14 protein-coding genes are annotated in these 14,296 nt (G+C 59.8%); 8 read left to right on the forward strand and 6 right to left on the reverse strand.

Annotation, left to right across the window (positions count from 1 at the left end):
• Nucleotides 1–142: 142 nt before the first annotated feature.
• From HMPREF2651_RS00510 to HMPREF2651_RS00525, 4 genes are all read right to left on the reverse strand, one after another.
• Nucleotides 143–1,366, reverse strand: a complete 1,224-nt coding sequence (locus HMPREF2651_RS00510; RefSeq protein ID WP_049181120.1) for a glutamate--cysteine ligase — start codon at nt 1,364–1,366, stop codon at nt 143–145.
• 17 nt (nt 1,367–1,383) lie between these two features.
• Nucleotides 1,384–1,941, reverse strand: a complete 558-nt coding sequence (locus tag HMPREF2651_RS00515) for a hypothetical protein (RefSeq protein WP_038626693.1) — start codon at nt 1,939–1,941, stop codon at nt 1,384–1,386.
• A gap of 224 nt (nt 1,942–2,165) precedes the next feature.
• The gene (locus HMPREF2651_RS00520; protein WP_038629197.1) at nt 2,166–3,086 is read right to left on the reverse strand and encodes a LytR C-terminal domain-containing protein; all 921 of its coding nucleotides are present in this window, start codon (nt 3,084–3,086) and stop codon (nt 2,166–2,168) included.
• 51 nt (nt 3,087–3,137) lie between these two features.
• A complete protein-coding gene (locus HMPREF2651_RS00525) occupies nt 3,138–3,485 on the reverse strand; it encodes a DUF3263 domain-containing protein (protein ID WP_038626695.1) in 348 nt (115 codons plus the stop codon).
• Nucleotides 3,486–3,680: 195 nt separating this feature from the next.
• On the opposite strand from HMPREF2651_RS00525, the gene HMPREF2651_RS00530 reads away from it, so the two are divergent.
• Both HMPREF2651_RS00530 and HMPREF2651_RS00535 read left to right on the forward strand, forming a co-directional pair.
• On the forward strand, nt 3,681–4,262 hold the full coding sequence (locus HMPREF2651_RS00530; RefSeq protein ID WP_038626702.1) for a peptide deformylase: 582 nt from the start codon (nt 3,681–3,683) through the stop codon (nt 4,260–4,262).
• A 3-nt stretch (nt 4,263–4,265) separates the two neighbouring features.
• Nucleotides 4,266–5,438, forward strand: a complete 1,173-nt coding sequence (locus HMPREF2651_RS00535) for an N-acetylglutamate synthase, CG3035 family (protein ID WP_049181119.1) — start codon at nt 4,266–4,268, stop codon at nt 5,436–5,438.
• A gap of 47 nt (nt 5,439–5,485) precedes the next feature.
• On the opposite strand, the gene HMPREF2651_RS00540 is transcribed toward HMPREF2651_RS00535, so the two are convergent.
• Nucleotides 5,486–6,313 carry an RDD family protein gene (locus HMPREF2651_RS00540; RefSeq protein ID WP_239663051.1) on the reverse strand — a complete coding sequence of 276 codons (828 nt, stop codon included), beginning with the start codon at nt 6,311–6,313 and terminating at the stop codon, nt 5,486–5,488.
• Between the two features lie 121 nt (nt 6,314–6,434).
• On the opposite strand from HMPREF2651_RS00540, the gene HMPREF2651_RS00545 reads away from it, so the two are divergent.
• From HMPREF2651_RS00545 to HMPREF2651_RS00555, 3 genes are all read left to right on the forward strand, one after another.
• Complete coding sequence (locus tag HMPREF2651_RS00545; RefSeq protein WP_049181117.1) at nt 6,435–7,232, forward strand: exodeoxyribonuclease III; 798 nt, start codon at nt 6,435–6,437, stop codon at nt 7,230–7,232.
• Nucleotides 7,233–7,473: 241 nt separating this feature from the next.
• Nucleotides 7,474–8,037 (forward strand): MarR family winged helix-turn-helix transcriptional regulator, encoded by a 564-nt coding sequence (locus HMPREF2651_RS00550; RefSeq protein ID WP_016421518.1) that lies wholly within the window; start codon nt 7,474–7,476, stop codon nt 8,035–8,037.
• 42 nt (nt 8,038–8,079) lie between these two features.
• A complete protein-coding gene (locus tag HMPREF2651_RS00555; RefSeq protein ID WP_193393893.1) occupies nt 8,080–8,397 on the forward strand; it encodes a hypothetical protein in 318 nt (105 codons plus the stop codon).
• Between the two features lie 37 nt (nt 8,398–8,434).
• Here HMPREF2651_RS00555 and HMPREF2651_RS00560 read toward each other — a convergent pair whose 3' ends face one another.
• Nucleotides 8,435–8,938 carry an NUDIX domain-containing protein gene (locus HMPREF2651_RS00560; protein WP_038626710.1) on the reverse strand — a complete coding sequence of 168 codons (504 nt, stop codon included), beginning with the start codon at nt 8,936–8,938 and terminating at the stop codon, nt 8,435–8,437.
• A gap of 135 nt (nt 8,939–9,073) precedes the next feature.
• Between HMPREF2651_RS00560 and HMPREF2651_RS00565 the strand changes: the two genes are divergently transcribed.
• Genes HMPREF2651_RS00565 through HMPREF2651_RS00575 form a run of 3 tightly spaced genes read left to right on the forward strand, consistent with a single transcriptional unit; the run spans nt 9,074 to nt 14,261 of the window.
• Nucleotides 9,074–10,732, forward strand: a complete 1,659-nt coding sequence (locus tag HMPREF2651_RS00565) for a hypothetical protein (protein WP_049181116.1) — start codon at nt 9,074–9,076, stop codon at nt 10,730–10,732.
• Nucleotides 10,729–11,808, forward strand: coding sequence for a glutamate ABC transporter substrate-binding protein (locus HMPREF2651_RS00570; protein ID WP_049181115.1), 1,080 nt, complete (start codon nt 10,729–10,731; stop codon nt 11,806–11,808). Before HMPREF2651_RS00565 ends, HMPREF2651_RS00570 begins: the two co-directional genes overlap by 4 nt.
• Entirely contained in the window at nt 11,805–14,261 is a 2,457-nt protein-coding gene (locus HMPREF2651_RS00575; RefSeq protein WP_049181114.1) for a serine/threonine protein kinase, read from the forward strand. Before HMPREF2651_RS00570 ends, HMPREF2651_RS00575 begins: the two co-directional genes overlap by 4 nt.
• Nucleotides 14,262–14,296: the final 35 nt, after the last annotated feature.

The following is a 14,296-nucleotide window of genomic DNA, read 5'->3' on the forward strand; positions in this document are numbered from 1 at the left end:
CCCCGACCTGGAGCGGAACCGGGTTCGACCGGGGCCGCCCAGGGGGGCGCCTTTCTTCAGTTAGTGGCTAGGTTTATGCACCCCAAAAGTGCTATAGGCCTAGTCACTAATTTATGTCTGGGCACACACCGCTTAACGACGGCTAGTCGTCTATCTGCTCGTGGAAATCTGCAGGCGCTATCGGATGCCCGGCGCGCAGTTCCTGCACCGCAAGATCCACGGCGGCTCGCCACGGGGTGTGGCCAATGCGCTCTTCGTTCGCCCGTACGTCGTCCTCGGTAGCCATGGAAGGCAGCGCCCCGGCCGCATCCGCCACAGTGCGCTGACGCTCGTATGCCGCGCCCATTTCCACGATATTGTTGACGAATTCCAGTTCGGCTCGGCAGCCCAGTTCGTCGGCAAGCGGGGCGAGTTGAACCACAAGCTCACGGAGTTCATCGCGAACCCACCGCTCGTCGGTATCACGATTGACGATGACCAACGCGTCCATGCCGTAGCGGGCGGCGCGCCACTTGTTTTCGGCGATGTGCCAGGACTGTAGCGACGGTAGTTCCTCGCCAGCCTCCCACATGCGGTCGTAGTAAACCGTCAAACAGTGCGTCAATGCCACGATAGCGGCGAGTTCCTGCAGGTTAGAGGTAGCGTCAGCGACACGAATCTCAATGGTGCCGTACTTTGATGCTGGGCGAATGTCCAAGTGCATCGAACCGGTGTGGTTGATGACGCCGGAGCGGGACTGGTCGTGCATGTAGGACTCCCACTCGGGCCACGTGTAAATCGCCGGCGGCTGACCAGCAGTGGGAAGCTGCTGGTAGAGCAGGCTTCGGTTGGAAGCGTAACCCATGTCCTCGCCGTTCCAGGCCGGTGAGGAGGCAGACAGCGCCAACATGTGCGGCAGCTTCGTTGCCAGGGCCTGAATGATCGGCCAAACGCGTTCGGAGTCCTTAATGCCAACGTGGACGTGGACTCCCCAGATGATCATCTGGTTGCCCCACCACTGAGTGCGGTTGATGATTTCGGAGTAGTGCCCCTTAGCGCTGACCTGCTGAGCAGTACCGCGGGCGAACGGATGCGAGCCCGATGACCACACATCCACCCCAACGCGGTCAGCGGCATCGAGAACCATGTCCAGCTGGCTTTGGAGCTCCGCTACGGCATCGGGCACGTTCATGTGCACACCGGTGACGAGCTCCACGGTGTTGGCGAGGAACTCGCGCTGGAGCCCATGTCCGGGATGCTCCGCATCGATGATGTCGAGCACCTCGGCGGCAGCGGGAGCGGTGTCGCGCGTTCGTCGGTCAACGAACGCCACTTCCCATTCCACTCCCAGAGATGGCTGCGCCGATCCGGAAAATTGCTCAGTCATACCGCTATTTTTTCACACTAGGAGTCGTTTTCCTCAGTTGGCTCCGTCCAGGTGACGGTTTTTGCGCACGAGGCAAGGTCACCGTTGGAATCGACAAGCGCAACTGTGGTGAAACTGTCTTCATCCACCTTGGACGGAACGTTCCAAACATCTGCATTCCGTTTGTCATCGACGTGCACTTCGCCGATGACACCCAACCCTTCGGTTGCGGGGCTGCCGATGCCACTGCAGCCAGATGCACCGCGTGCCTGCACTGTGTACTTGCCCTTATCCAAGGTAGTGAACTGACCTTTTTCGTCGGAAAGGCCCATCCATCCCTTAGCGCTCATGACCTGTACAGTTGCCAGCATTTTCATTGATCCGTCGTCGTTTGTGCGGATGAAGTTATAGGCGCTGACGCGCTCGGTCAGCTTCGGTGCAGCCGGATCTACGCTCACTGGCGCAGTGCTTGTCGACGCGTCCGCGTTCCCGTCCTTGTCACTGCTGGATTCAACCCCCGAGCAGGAAACCAACAGTGTTGCAGCACAACCCAACGCGGTGGCGACAGCAACGCGACGACGCTTTACGGCGAACATAAAAACCTCACAGATCTCACTGGCTACTAGCAGAATACTAGTACCCCTTTTTCAACCGTGATCTGTTTGAGACTGCAAAATATGCAAAAGCCCCGCGTAAGCCATGAAATGTGTGGCTTACGCGGGGCTTGGAAAGCTATGGGGAGGCTTCGTACCACGGCGGCAGGTCTTGACGCTTAGGCCGCAAACCTTAGTGAGAAACCGAAGTCCGGTGGGCCGGGAGTCTAGTGAGCCGGATCAGTTGCGACCACGACGATTCCCGCCGGAGCGTCCCGGAGGCGGTCATCGCGAGGTGCGGCTTCCCAACCGTTGTCGTGCGCAATCTGCTCAGCGGCGGCCTTTTCCTCTTCGTTCCTCGGGTCGAAGTAGACGGTAGTCTTCTCCCACACACCCATCTCCTCTTCAGGAGCGTTACCGGTCTCACCGGCGCCCCAGCCCTGCTCGCCCATCTGCTTGGACAGGTCATCGGCGAGGCCCACGACCTCAGAGTTATTCAGGACACTGACCTTGACAGTCTTGCGGTCAATCTGTGGCGCTTCGTTGGCCTCATCCTGTGCCGGTGGATTCTCTGAGGGAGGAACCGGCTTGCCTGGCTCATTTGCCGGTGGCGGCGGCGGAACCTCGCCGTCACCGTCTCCAGCAGCACCATCCTTTGCCGGATCACTGCCGTTGGCCGAGTCAGCAGGCGCACCAGAGTCAGCCGGAGCGGATGCCGAGGTGTCATTCTGGCCGGTGTTCTCGGCATCGTCGCCACGTGTGCTGAGTGCGTAGGCACCGTAGGCGACCAGGCACACGCCGATAGCGAGCAGCACGATAGCGAGAACGCGCATGTAGCGGCCATCACCGGCACCGTCGCCGATGTCGCCGTCATCAACACCATCAGCAGCTGCGGAATTGCTAGCAGCAGCCCGAGAGCCAGCACCGGTAGTGGCGGCAGCGGTGGCACCAGCAGCGGCTGCGCCAGCGGCGGGAGCCGCAGATTTTGGCGCTGTGTGTTGAGCATCCGACGGCTCGGAGTACGCATGAGCGCCGCCAGCAGCGGGAGCCTCCGCGTAATCGCTGTACTCATCAAAGTCGTCGAAGTCGTCATCGAGTCGATGACGGCCCGGACGCGGCGAATTCTGAGGGTTTAGTTGGTCAGACACATCCCACATCCTATATGTTCTGCCGCCGAACCGTGAAGTGAAACTTGAACCTTATGCGTCTTGGTTATCCCGCACGGCACGCAGCCGATGAACCAACACGGGTTCGGCTGCTTCGGCTGCCGGAGAGTCGAGAAGTCGAGAAAGTACCTGGTGGTAGCGGATTGTGTTGTTTCCAAAGTCCTCGGCAAAGCGACGCCGAATTGCCTCCTGCCGCGCACCGGCCATACGCGGCCCACGGCGGGCAACTTTCAGCCATTCTTTCTCAAAATCCAGCATTTTCTGCGCCAAAACGGGTTCAATGCCGCTGGTATCGCCCGCGAGTCCGAGATGCTCGGATGAGTCAGGCCGCAGCTCGGTCTCAGGTTCGTGGCTGCCGCCTATGGGTTTCTTGCTCACCATTTTCCGCACCCCGCTTTCCTTCTCACTCGCCCTGATTTTCTATTCCGCACGACACTACTTATGCAGATACTTAGTGAAGATACATAGTATGGCCCAGCCACTCAGCCTCACCTATGCCCCACCTACAACTCCCTGGCACAACTCAGACATCACCAGGCGATTTAGAAAAGATGGACGCCGAGTAGAATCATCGACATGACTATCCGTCCCATTGTGATTGCCGGAGACCCCGTTCTCCACACTCCTACCCAGCCGGTAACCGAGGACATCTCCGAGCTGCGTGAGCTCATCGAGGACATGTACGAAACCATGGACCGCGCCCACGGTGTGGGGCTGGCTGCCAACCAGGTGGGCGTCGGCAAGCGTCTATTCGTCTACAACTGCCCCGATGATGACGACGTCTGGCACCGCGGCTGCGTCATCAATCCGGTGCTGACCACCAGTGAAATCCCGAAGACCATGCCTAACGACGACGGTTCCGATGACGAAGGCTGCCTCTCTGTACCCGGCCTGTCCTTCCCCACCAACCGCGCGGAGAAGGCTGTCGTCACCGGCCTGGATGAAAACGGCGAAGAGGTCCGCATCGAGGCCACCGGTTTCCTCGCTCGCTGCATGCAGCACGAGGTCGGCCATCTGGATGGGTTCCTTTACACCGACTGTCTCACGGGCCGCTGGAAGCGCATGGCCAAGAAGGAAATCAAGCGCGCCGGTTGGACCGAGGGCAGCCTGACCTGGATGCCGGGCGTGGATCCAGACCCGTTCGGCCACGAGGATTAGATCGTGGCGGATAGGCAATTGGAGTCGTCGGCAAGCGAAAGTGCAGCACAGAAGCTACCGATTTCCCGCTGGGGCGTCGGTGAAGTGGCGGTGGGACGTCGTGTCATTGTGCGGCGCGCGCTGACCGATGAAGAGGCGCTGGCCAGCGGCAAGAAGACTACGGACGTCATTGGGCATGTGCTCAGCATGGATCCGTTCGTCGTGCGTCCGCAGGTTCGTGCTGGCGTGCGTGCCGACGAATCCGTGGCAGCGGTGGACTTTAGCGATAAGCACATTTTGATTGTGAAGGCCCTGCCGGATCATCCGGTGCGCAATTCGGATATTCGCGCCGTGGAAACTGCGACAGCGAAGGCCTTCCCGGGTATCGCGCATGTGGTGGAGTCGGGCTGGCTGCTGCGAGCCGGCGATGGCATTACGGAGCGTTCCAACTCTGCGCTGCCGCTCGAACCCGGAGCCAGCACTCAGCCGGTGCCGTTGGAGAAGATTAAGTCGTTTTACGATTCCCACGATTTGCCGGTGCGGATTGCGATTCCGGATAGAATCGCCAAACCGGCACAGGCACTGGTCGCGGGGCCGGAGTGGACGGTCGGGCCGGACATTACGGTTATGACGCGCGCACTCGATGGGGATTTGCCGCCTGCTGAATTGGCAGCTGAATCGGACGGCGCAGCACAGGTGCTTGATGAGCACAGCGCCGAACAGGTGCTCGATGAGCACAGCGTCGAGCTTGCAGACGTGCAGGTGGATATCGCTGATCAACCTGACGACGACTGGCTGGGGCTCTACCATTTCCGCGGTACTACGCTGCCTGAGCATGCGCTGCAGTTCCTGCGCAATGAAATTGATGGCCGCATGTGCTTCGGACGCCTGCAAGTACCTGACAACAATGCGCCTGAAGGCATACGCACGGTAGCCATTACGCGCGGCACGCTGACCGAATCGGACGACGGCCGTGTATGGCTCGGGTTCTCCGCTGTGGAAGTCGCAGCCGATATGCGCCGCCGAGGACTTGGCACCCTACTGGGAATTCACATGATGCACTGGGGCGCACAACACGGGGCAGATTCTGCATATCTGCAGGTATTGGGCTCAAATGAGGCTGGCATTGCGCTATACCGGACACTCGGTTTTACCGAGCACCACCGGCACCGCTACGCGGAGCTGACAGGGGCTTAGGGGGCCGGGGGTTACGTTTCGGCCCTGCGCTGCTCGCCCTGATCGCCCTACTTCCCGCGCTTAACCCTTTTAATCCGCTTCAGCTGCTTGCCCTGCTGCTCTTTGCTGCCCATGCGGTTGTCCATGCGGCGCTGCCCGCGCTGCAGCTCGCGCGTCTCCGGCTTTTCCACCACGCGAGTGCGGACCGAAAGCTCATGGCGACCTCGACCCAGCGGATCGCGGGAGGCAGCCATTGCAATCCAGCCAGCCAGGCCCGCAGAGACAAACCAACCGGCGACCGGAATCATCGACGGCAGAATCCAGACATTGCGCACAAAACCATCGCGGGCTGAAACTGGCATCCCGTGTGCACCTTCGATTTTCATGCCCATGGCGTGTTTACCCGGCGACCCGTCGAAGATGGAGTCCCCCGCCACGCGGTAGAGGTAAAAACCACCGGGACCGAGGAAGAGGCTGATCAGCATCACCATTACGCCGCTGTCCGATGTCCCCACGATGCTAGTGAGAACTGCAATGGAGGCGATCAATGCAGTGTAGATGACAGAATCCACCAACAGCGCACCACCACGACGTGCCACTGAGCCATTGGCCAGATTGGGGTCAAAGCCCAGGTGTACTGCCATTTGAGCGGTCAGCGGCGCGACTTTGGGATTAGCACTGAGCGCACCGAAGGAAGACGCCCCATAGCTAGCGGGGTACCCGCTTTCATAGCCGACCGGAATGTTTGCTACCGGATATGGCACTTCCTGATACGGCATTGCCGCATCGTACGCCGCATATGCGTCGTGTTCCCGATAAACGTTCCTGCCACTACTACCCAGGTAATCCGTCGGACTGTACTCGCCGCCGTAACGGCGATCGTCCCAGTTAGCCAACCTCGAAACTCCCTTTCCTACCGGGCTTCCGCCCACCTTGTTCGCTTTTGTCCGCTTATTTTGTCACTGCTTTGTTCAACGCATAAGGCCGCCGTTTCGTTCCCCTTTTACAATCGTTGATATGCGAATCTGTGTCTGGAACGTCAATTCGGCTCGAACTCGCCTCGACCGAATGGTGGAAATGCTGCGCCGGAATGACATTGATGTCCTGGCCGTCCAGGAAACCAAGTGCAAGGACGACCAATTCCCCACCGCTGCTTTTGAAGAGCTGGGATACCAAGTCGCCCACCACGGCCTGAATCAGTGGAATGGCGTTGCCATCATCTCCCGCGTCGGCCTTGAGGACATCCAGGCAGAGTTCCCCGGTCAGCCCGGTTTCAACAAGGACCCCGACGCAACTCCCGCATTGGAGGCCCGCCATATCGCCGCTACCTGCGGTGGCGTGCGCGTCCATAGCCTCTACATCCCGAACGGCCGCGACATCACCGACCCGCACTTCGAGTACAAGCTCGAATTTCTGGAGCGGCTCCGTCAGCACATCATCGCCACGCTTGACGACGACCCGGAGGCCACCTTCATGATGGGCGGCGACTTCAACATTGCCCCGACCGACGGCGATGTCTGGTCAATGGCAGCCTTCGCAGGGAAAACACATGTCACACCGCCTGAACGCGCAGCTTTCTATGCGCTGGAGCAGGCGGGTATGAAGGAAGTGACTCGCCAATTCACCCCAAACCAGTGGACCTACTGGGATTACAAGGCTGGCCGCTTTTTCAAGGATGAGGGCATGCGCATCGACTTCCAGCTCGCCTCCCCCGACCTCACGGCAAAGGCGTCCGCCGGATTCATCGACATCGAAGAGCGTCAGGGCAAAGGCGCATCCGACCATGCTCCGGTGATTGTGGATTACGAAGTGTAAATAAACGGGCGGAAAAGCGCGTAGGCCTAGTTCCTGCTAGGGGTGTCGCTGGGGCCGTCGTAAAGCGGAGTCTTTGCTGCCAGCCCCTAAAATCAGGGGCAGAAATGGGCGATAAAGCACCCGCACAGCACTTATGAGCCTAACTTTTTGTTCAATCTACAAATTTTCACCACAGAAAGTTATTTCGACGATATAAGGTGTTTAATCAGAACATCAATTCATTACGTCGGGAAGGAAGATCATGACTTCTGCACGCTCCCCTCAGCGCACCACTACCCCGGAGCCAGCGAGCGGCTTCCCCACCGCGGATGACTCGACTGAGTCCGATGAATCCCTGCGCGAAAGCGTGCAGAAGATTTCCATCGGCCTGTATGACTTCCTTGCGTCGACTCGCCGCCTCGGTGAGCGCCCGAATGCCAGGATGGACATTTCCCAGTCGGAAATGGAAGTACTGCACTTTATTTCAACCCACCCGGGCTGCGGCGTATCCGACATTGCACGCCTGCGTTTCCTACGCCCATCCAACGTTTCGGCAACAGTTCGCCGTCTACTCGACAACGGACTGATTGAACGCGAGAACAATGCAAAGGATCGCCGTGCGCAGAACCTCTATGTCTCCAGCGATGGCGAGACGCTGCTGGAGCAACTTATCGACCACTGGGGTGCGCTGGTGTACGAAATTGTGCGGACAATGTCGCAAAAGGACGTTCGTGCGCTAATTAAGGCACTGCCTTCGCTACTGAAGCTGGCGGAGCACTCGGAAAGCTATGTTGAGGAGCACCAGCGCCGCCAGGAGCCGTTCTAAAAGCGCGCCGCCAAGCCCTTCTTACTAGGTACGATGATGCTTATGGCTATTACTTTGAAGAAGGCAAAAGACGTAAAGACCGCTCCGCTCGTGGCCACTGGCCTCATCGGCGGCTGGCTCACCGCTCGCGAAACAGGCATTCGTCCGCTCGGTGGCGTCATCTTGGGTGCCGCCGGCGCATACGCAGCACGCACCTGGAACGCAAAGACCGGCGCCCTGGGAGCCGCTGGCCTAGCGGCCGCCTACCTCGGCGCTTTCGGCCTCTCACACCCGCTGGCTAAGAAGATTGGCGCATGGCCGTCCGTCCTAACCGTCACCGCGCTGGCCGCTGGCGCGGCAGCAGTTGCCGACTCCAAGTAGTCGACGCAGGGAGCGCCGGTAGGTGCGAAGCCGACACCTAGTCAAGGGCCTCCAGCAGTTTCTCGAGGTGCGCGCGCACCCGGGGCCACGATTCCACAAAAGGCGGCAGCAGATCGAGGCTGTCGACGTCGTCAAGCGGAACCCAGCGCAACTCTAGGGACTCCTCGTTCGGATTCGTCTCCAGCTCTTCGGCAGCTAGTGCGTAGACCGTGTGGTATTTCCAGCCGCCGGCGAGCTCGGGGCGATCCGGATCGGCCGGGAAAGGACCGGTGGTGACCTGCGTGTCGAGGATGCGAAGCTGATGCTCCAGCAGCCCAGTTTCCTCAGCCGTTTCACGCAGCGCGGTCGCCTCAGGAGTCTCATGAGAATCACAAGCCCCACCAGGAACACCCCACGTTAGGGGGAACGATGTCCAGTCAGCTCGATGCTGCATAAGCACAGTGCGCTGAGGGCTCACAATCAGCAGCCCTGCAGCTCCGAAGCGTCCCCAGCAGCGCGTACCGCTGGGGCCGGCTGCCCAACCATTTCCATCCTGAAGCATGTCTCCACCCTACGCCAGATACCCTTGTGTTTTCCGTCACAAGCCCGAGCGACTAAGATTTGCAAGGAACTAACGTTGCTCTGAGCGGAGAGATTGTCGCAGGCGACTTCGGTCACGTCGGAAGGACACGTGCACATGGGTGAAACCACTTCAAGTGCGCCTCATTCCCGTGCCCACGACAAAAACCGAAACCCATTCCACCGCAAGAATCGTGCTCCACGCCGAACTCGTTTCAGCGGTCGCACCACTCCCGGTGGCGAAAGCTTAGACACACACACTGCGGCTCAGGCGGCAAAGGAATCGAAAGATACTCCCGACACCACCCCGGCTACCGAGAGTGCGGCACCATCAACTGCTCTGGAAACTACAGAGTCCTCGGCTAATGCCCCAGCAACGGCCGCAACCCCAACAGCCCTAGCAGACTCTCCGCGTGATACCGACCTGCGCGTGGATGCCCTGGAAATTGGCCCGCGCAACCGGAGATTGACACGTTTTCTCGGTGAGCGTCTCTATGACAAGCTCGGCCCGTCGGCCACGTATGTGCGCCGGTCAGCGTCATTTTTGATGACGTCGCCGGGCCGATTGACCACAGTCGCCCTCATCCTCATCGTCGCTATTCTGGCCGCCGGCCTATCCATGTGGCAAACAACCTCGCAACGCCAGCAGCAGCTCACCCGAATTTCGCAGCTGAGCGAGCCGATGGCCAATGCCTCGCAGAATCTCTATGCCTCGCTGACGATTGCCGATGCGTCGGCCAACACCGCCTTTTCCCGCGGCACACTCAACAGCAGCCAGGACTTGGTCAGCAACTTCGACGATGTCATCGCACAAGCATCCATGTCCGCTACCCGCGCAGCTACGGGCATTGAAAACGTCGATGCCCCAGAGATGAAGAATATCGCGACTGTACAGCGGCTGTTGCCGGTCTACACCGGCATGGTCGAGACAGCTCGCGCGAATGCGCGCCAGGGCAATCCCGTCAGTGTCGCGTACCTCGCCTCTGCCTCAAACTTGATGCAGGTCCAGATTCTGCCAGCTGCAAAATCGCTCTACGAACGCACCAGTACCACCACTAATGATGAGCAGCGCCAACTATCAAAGCCGCCTCTTTTTCCGATGTCAGGCCTGGCAGCGGCAATTTTGATGCTGCTAATCACGCAGTGGTGGCTGACTCGCCGCACCGGTCGACTATTCAACGTCGGCCTGTTTGGTGCAACCATGCTGATGGCCATCGCGCTTGTCGGTGTGGGAATTGCCACCACTCAGCCGTGGCAGTCCAACTCTCTCTTCGGAGAGCAGCGCCCGGATGTTCATGCCCTAACCGAAGTGCGCATTGATGCCCAGCAGCTACGCGCCAGCGAAACCCTCGGCTTAGTGCGCCGTCAGCCCGCGGATGCGGAGTCCTTCTCGCAGTCGGTGCGCACCCTGGTCGGCGAGCTGGAAAGAGTGGACGCCAATGCACCGGACGATGATGTCAGAGCCGCCATCCACGGTATCTACAGCTGGGAGTCCGGTCACAACCTAATGATGGAGCACTTGAGTTCAGGCGACTACGCCGGTGCGGTTCGCATCGCAACCGATGTGGATAATGCCAGCTCGTCGGCGGCTGCGTTCAACCAGGTCGATGAGTCGCTACAGAATTCCATCGCCGAGTCCCGCTTGACCGCCCGTGAGAACCTCGACCGATCCCGTCGCGCTATCGCGGCACTGTCTCTCGCCACGGTTACACTGACCGTCATCGCGGCAGTTCTGGTTGTTTTCGGCTTCCGACACCGGCTTCTGGAGTACCTATGATCGTTCCGTTCTCCCCATCGCTCCGCGGTCTCGCCGGCTGGCGGCGCAGAGCCGTCCTTGGTGCACTCGCCATCGCGGGCCTCACCGTCAGTGCCTGCGCGACCGATTCGCTTGCCGACGATCCCTACTCGCGCACAATCCTGGAGGCCACCGGTGACTTTCCCCTGCCACCGGGCGCGTTCTACGACAAAGCCTCCTCGAGGAAGCCTGCGACAGAAGCCAACACGCCAGATCTGTCCACACTCGCCCCCGATGACCAAACGCCGGAAGAGCGAATCCCGGAGATTTACCAGCGCGGTCGCATCATCGTTGGTGTTGACCAATCATTGAACCTGCTCAGCTTCCGCGACTTCAGCACCGGAGAGCTTTCGGGGTTTGAGGTATCCCTGGCACAGGAGATTGCCCGGGACATCTTTGACAATCCCGATGCTGTCGAGTTTCGGTTCGTCGACAGCAACGAACGCACCGCCGCACTCGAAGACGGCACCGTCGATGTCGTTTTGCGCACTATGACGGTCACCGATGCCCGGCGCGAAAAGGTGCTGTTCTCCGCACCGTATTTGACAGCACGAGCTGGAGTTCTCGTCTCTTCACCGGGTGGCGATGCTTCCCCCGAGGACGTCAAGGACGGTCGCATCTGCGTCTCCCGGGGATCTACTACCGAGGATTTGATTCGACGGCTCTCGCCGAACAATACGCTGCTGTTGGTCGGCAACTGGTCGGATTGCCTCATTTCACTTCAAAACAGCCAGGCAGAGATTGTCGTTGCCGATGACACCATCCTCGCTGGTATCAACGACCAAGATCCGGCCACCGCGATTGTCCAGCGGGGCTTGAACGAGGAAAGCTACGCGGCCGGTGTATCCCAGGGGAACCCAGGCCTAGTTCGCCAAATCAACGCGACCCTGGAGCGTATGGCAACCGATGGCACCTGGCAGTCCCTCTACGACACCTGGTTCGGCCCCTTCCTGCCAAGCGGTACACAGCCATCGCCACAGTACGGCGACGACGAAGACATACTTGGAATCTCCCCCACACCGGAAACTGCTCCAGAAGGCGAGGTGGATAACCGATGAGCGATGAAAACCAGTACTCCGAGCAAGCCCAGCCTCCGCAATACACGCCAGCGCCCCAGGAGGATGCTCACACAGAGGCAGAGGCAGCTGCCACTCAGGCCGTCGCCTTCGACCCATTCGCCGATGAAGACGACGAACAAGCGCCCGGCACTGCCGCTGTCGCCTTCGACCCTTTTGCGGACGATGACGACGATGACGAAGAGTTCGATATCGCCGAATTGTTGGGGCGCGGGGGTTCGTCGTCAAGCGTGACGACCCAACCCGGCACCCAGACACCAGATCCGTCGATGGCCTCGCACCGGAAAGCGTTGGAGGACTTTCGCCGGAAGCGATCGACTGCGCACCGTGGACGCACCGTCGCCGACGGCATGGTGCACCTGCCGTACATCACAACGCAGGATCCGCGCGATGCAGTAATGAGTGATGAGAAGATTCGCGCGACGAATAAGCCGACGCCGAGCCTGAAACCCGGCGATATCGTGGCGGATCAGTACGAAATTGTGGGCCCGATTGCCCACGGCGGTCTCGGCTGGATTTATCTGGCGATTGACCACAATGTCTCGGATCGCTGGGTCGTGCTCAAGGGCATGATGGCAGCGAAAAACGAGAAGGATTTCGCCGTAGTCCAGGCAGAACGCGAGTTCCTCGCGGAAATCTCGCATCCGGGAATTGTGAAGATCATCAACTTCATCGATGAGACGGACGCCAACAGCGCCACCGGCTTCATTGTGATGGAGTACGTCGGCGGCCCGTCGTTACGCAAACAGCGACGGAGCTACCCTGACGGCGTCATGCCCTGTGACCTGGCGATTGGCTACATCCTGGAGCTACTACCCGCGCTGGATTACCTGCACTCGCGCGGCGTTGTCTATAACGATTTGAAGCCGGACAACGTGCTGCTCAGCGAAGACCATGTCACGCTTATCGACGTTGGCGCGGTCACCGGCATCGGCGCCTACGGCCATATCTACGGCACGCCCGGATTCCAGGCGCCGGAGATTGCTACGACGGGACCGACGATTGCCAGTGATATCTACACTGTCGGCCGCACGCTGGCCTCGCTGATTCTGAAGTTGCCGGCGACCAACGGCGTCTACGATCCGGGACTGCCCTCACCTGTCGAAGAGCCTCTGTTCCGCCGTTTTTACTCGCTCTACCGCTTTCTACTGCGCGCTTGCCACGAAGATCCGGAGGCTCGCTTCGGTTCTGCCGAAGAGATGAGTGTGCAGCTCATCGGCGTATTGCGCGAGATTCTGGCGGTGCGCGACGGCGTGCAATTCCCACAGGCGGTGTCGAATTTCTCGCCGCAGCGTTCCACGTACGGCACCAAGCACCTGGTGTTCCGCACCGACCAGCTTGTCGACGGCATCACCCGCGGCGTGGAAATCACTCCGCAAGAAGTGACCTTCGCGCTGCCTGTGCCACTGATTAACCCGACAGATCCGGGTGCGCGCATCCTGAGCGCCTCGTCGTTTACGGAACCCAACGAACTAATCGAAACACTGACCAACGCACTGTCCGAACCCGAGTATGGTTCTTCGGTGGAAATTCCGCTGGGCATCGTGCGTGCGAAACTGGACCTCGGATTAATTGATGAGGCCCGCGACAGCCTCTGCGATGTCTCTGAACGCTTGCAGCGCGATTGGCGTTACCACTGGTACGAGGGCGTGACTTATCTGCTTCTCGACCAATTCAACGATGCCCTCACCTCGTTCCACCACGTGCTGACAATGCTTCCCGGTGAGCCCGCCCCGAAGTTGGCGCTGGCAGCGACTCTCGAGTTGATTCAACAGCGCTTGGGCATCGCCAACGCATCTCTCCTCGAGCCCTCTGTCGCCCGCGCCGCCGCGAACTTGAGCAGCGCGCTGGATAATGTCGCTGCCGATACGCCCGAAATCTTCTCCCCGGCCTGGGCCAGCGAGTCCCTGTCGCCTCAGACAATTCGTTTCAACACCCTGCGTCTCTACGCCGTCGTGTGGGCGGCCAACCCGACGACGGTATCCTCCGCCTTCGGGCTAGCTCGTCAGCTGGCCTCTGAGCGCCAACACGAAATGGCTATCTCCCAGCTTGACCGCGTTCCCGGTAACTCCCGCCACCATCGCATGGCACGTTTGACGACGATTCTGATGCTCACCTCCGGGATGCCCTCCGAGTTGACCGAATCGAGAATTCGCCGTGCTGCGCGTCGCCTGGTGGAGCTACCAACAAATGAACCGCGCATGCCGCAGCTGCGCATCGCCGTGATGGCGTCCGCGCTGAACTGGTTGCGCAGCTCGAACCTCGACCATGCAGCTAGCTCCAATGGTCTTTTCGATGCGCCCTTTACCGTGGCTGGCCTGCGTGAAGGACTGGAAAAAGACTTACGGATGCTGGCGCGCTCTTCACAGTTTCCGCGACACCGCTACAACTTGGTGGATATCGCAAATCTCATTCGGCCACGAACTTGGCGTTAGCTCTGTACCAACTCTTTACTGAACCTGGTCAAACA

This window comes from Corynebacterium sp. HMSC063A05 (assembly GCF_001809695.1).
Classification (GTDB): Bacteria; Actinomycetota; Actinomycetes; order Mycobacteriales; family Mycobacteriaceae; genus Corynebacterium; species Corynebacterium amycolatum.

Excerpts from the sequence above, each read along its gene's own strand:
- HMPREF2651_RS00510 (WP_049181120.1), bottom strand. The coding sequence starts at position 1,366 with ATGACTGAGCAATTTTCCGGATCGGCGCAGCCATCTCTGGGAGTGGAA.
- HMPREF2651_RS00515 (WP_038626693.1), bottom strand. The coding sequence starts at position 1,941 with ATGTTCGCCGTAAAGCGTCGTCGCGTTGCTGTCGCCACCGCGTTGGGT.
- HMPREF2651_RS00525 (WP_038626695.1), bottom strand. The coding sequence starts at position 3,485 with ATGGTGAGCAAGAAACCCATAGGCGGCAGCCACGAACCTGAGACCGAG.
- HMPREF2651_RS00530 (WP_038626702.1), top strand. The coding sequence starts at position 3,681 with ATGACTATCCGTCCCATTGTGATTGCCGGAGACCCCGTTCTCCACACT.
- HMPREF2651_RS00545 (WP_049181117.1), top strand. The coding sequence starts at position 6,435 with ATGCGAATCTGTGTCTGGAACGTCAATTCGGCTCGAACTCGCCTCGAC.
- HMPREF2651_RS00550 (WP_016421518.1), top strand. The coding sequence starts at position 7,474 with ATGACTTCTGCACGCTCCCCTCAGCGCACCACTACCCCGGAGCCAGCG.
- HMPREF2651_RS00555 (WP_193393893.1), top strand. The coding sequence starts at position 8,080 with ATGGCTATTACTTTGAAGAAGGCAAAAGACGTAAAGACCGCTCCGCTC.
- HMPREF2651_RS00560 (WP_038626710.1), bottom strand. The coding sequence starts at position 8,938 with ATGCTTCAGGATGGAAATGGTTGGGCAGCCGGCCCCAGCGGTACGCGC.
- HMPREF2651_RS00565 (WP_049181116.1), top strand. The coding sequence starts at position 9,074 with ATGGGTGAAACCACTTCAAGTGCGCCTCATTCCCGTGCCCACGACAAA.
- HMPREF2651_RS00570 (WP_049181115.1), top strand. The coding sequence starts at position 10,729 with ATGATCGTTCCGTTCTCCCCATCGCTCCGCGGTCTCGCCGGCTGGCGG.
- HMPREF2651_RS00575 (WP_049181114.1), top strand. The coding sequence starts at position 11,805 with ATGAGCGATGAAAACCAGTACTCCGAGCAAGCCCAGCCTCCGCAATAC.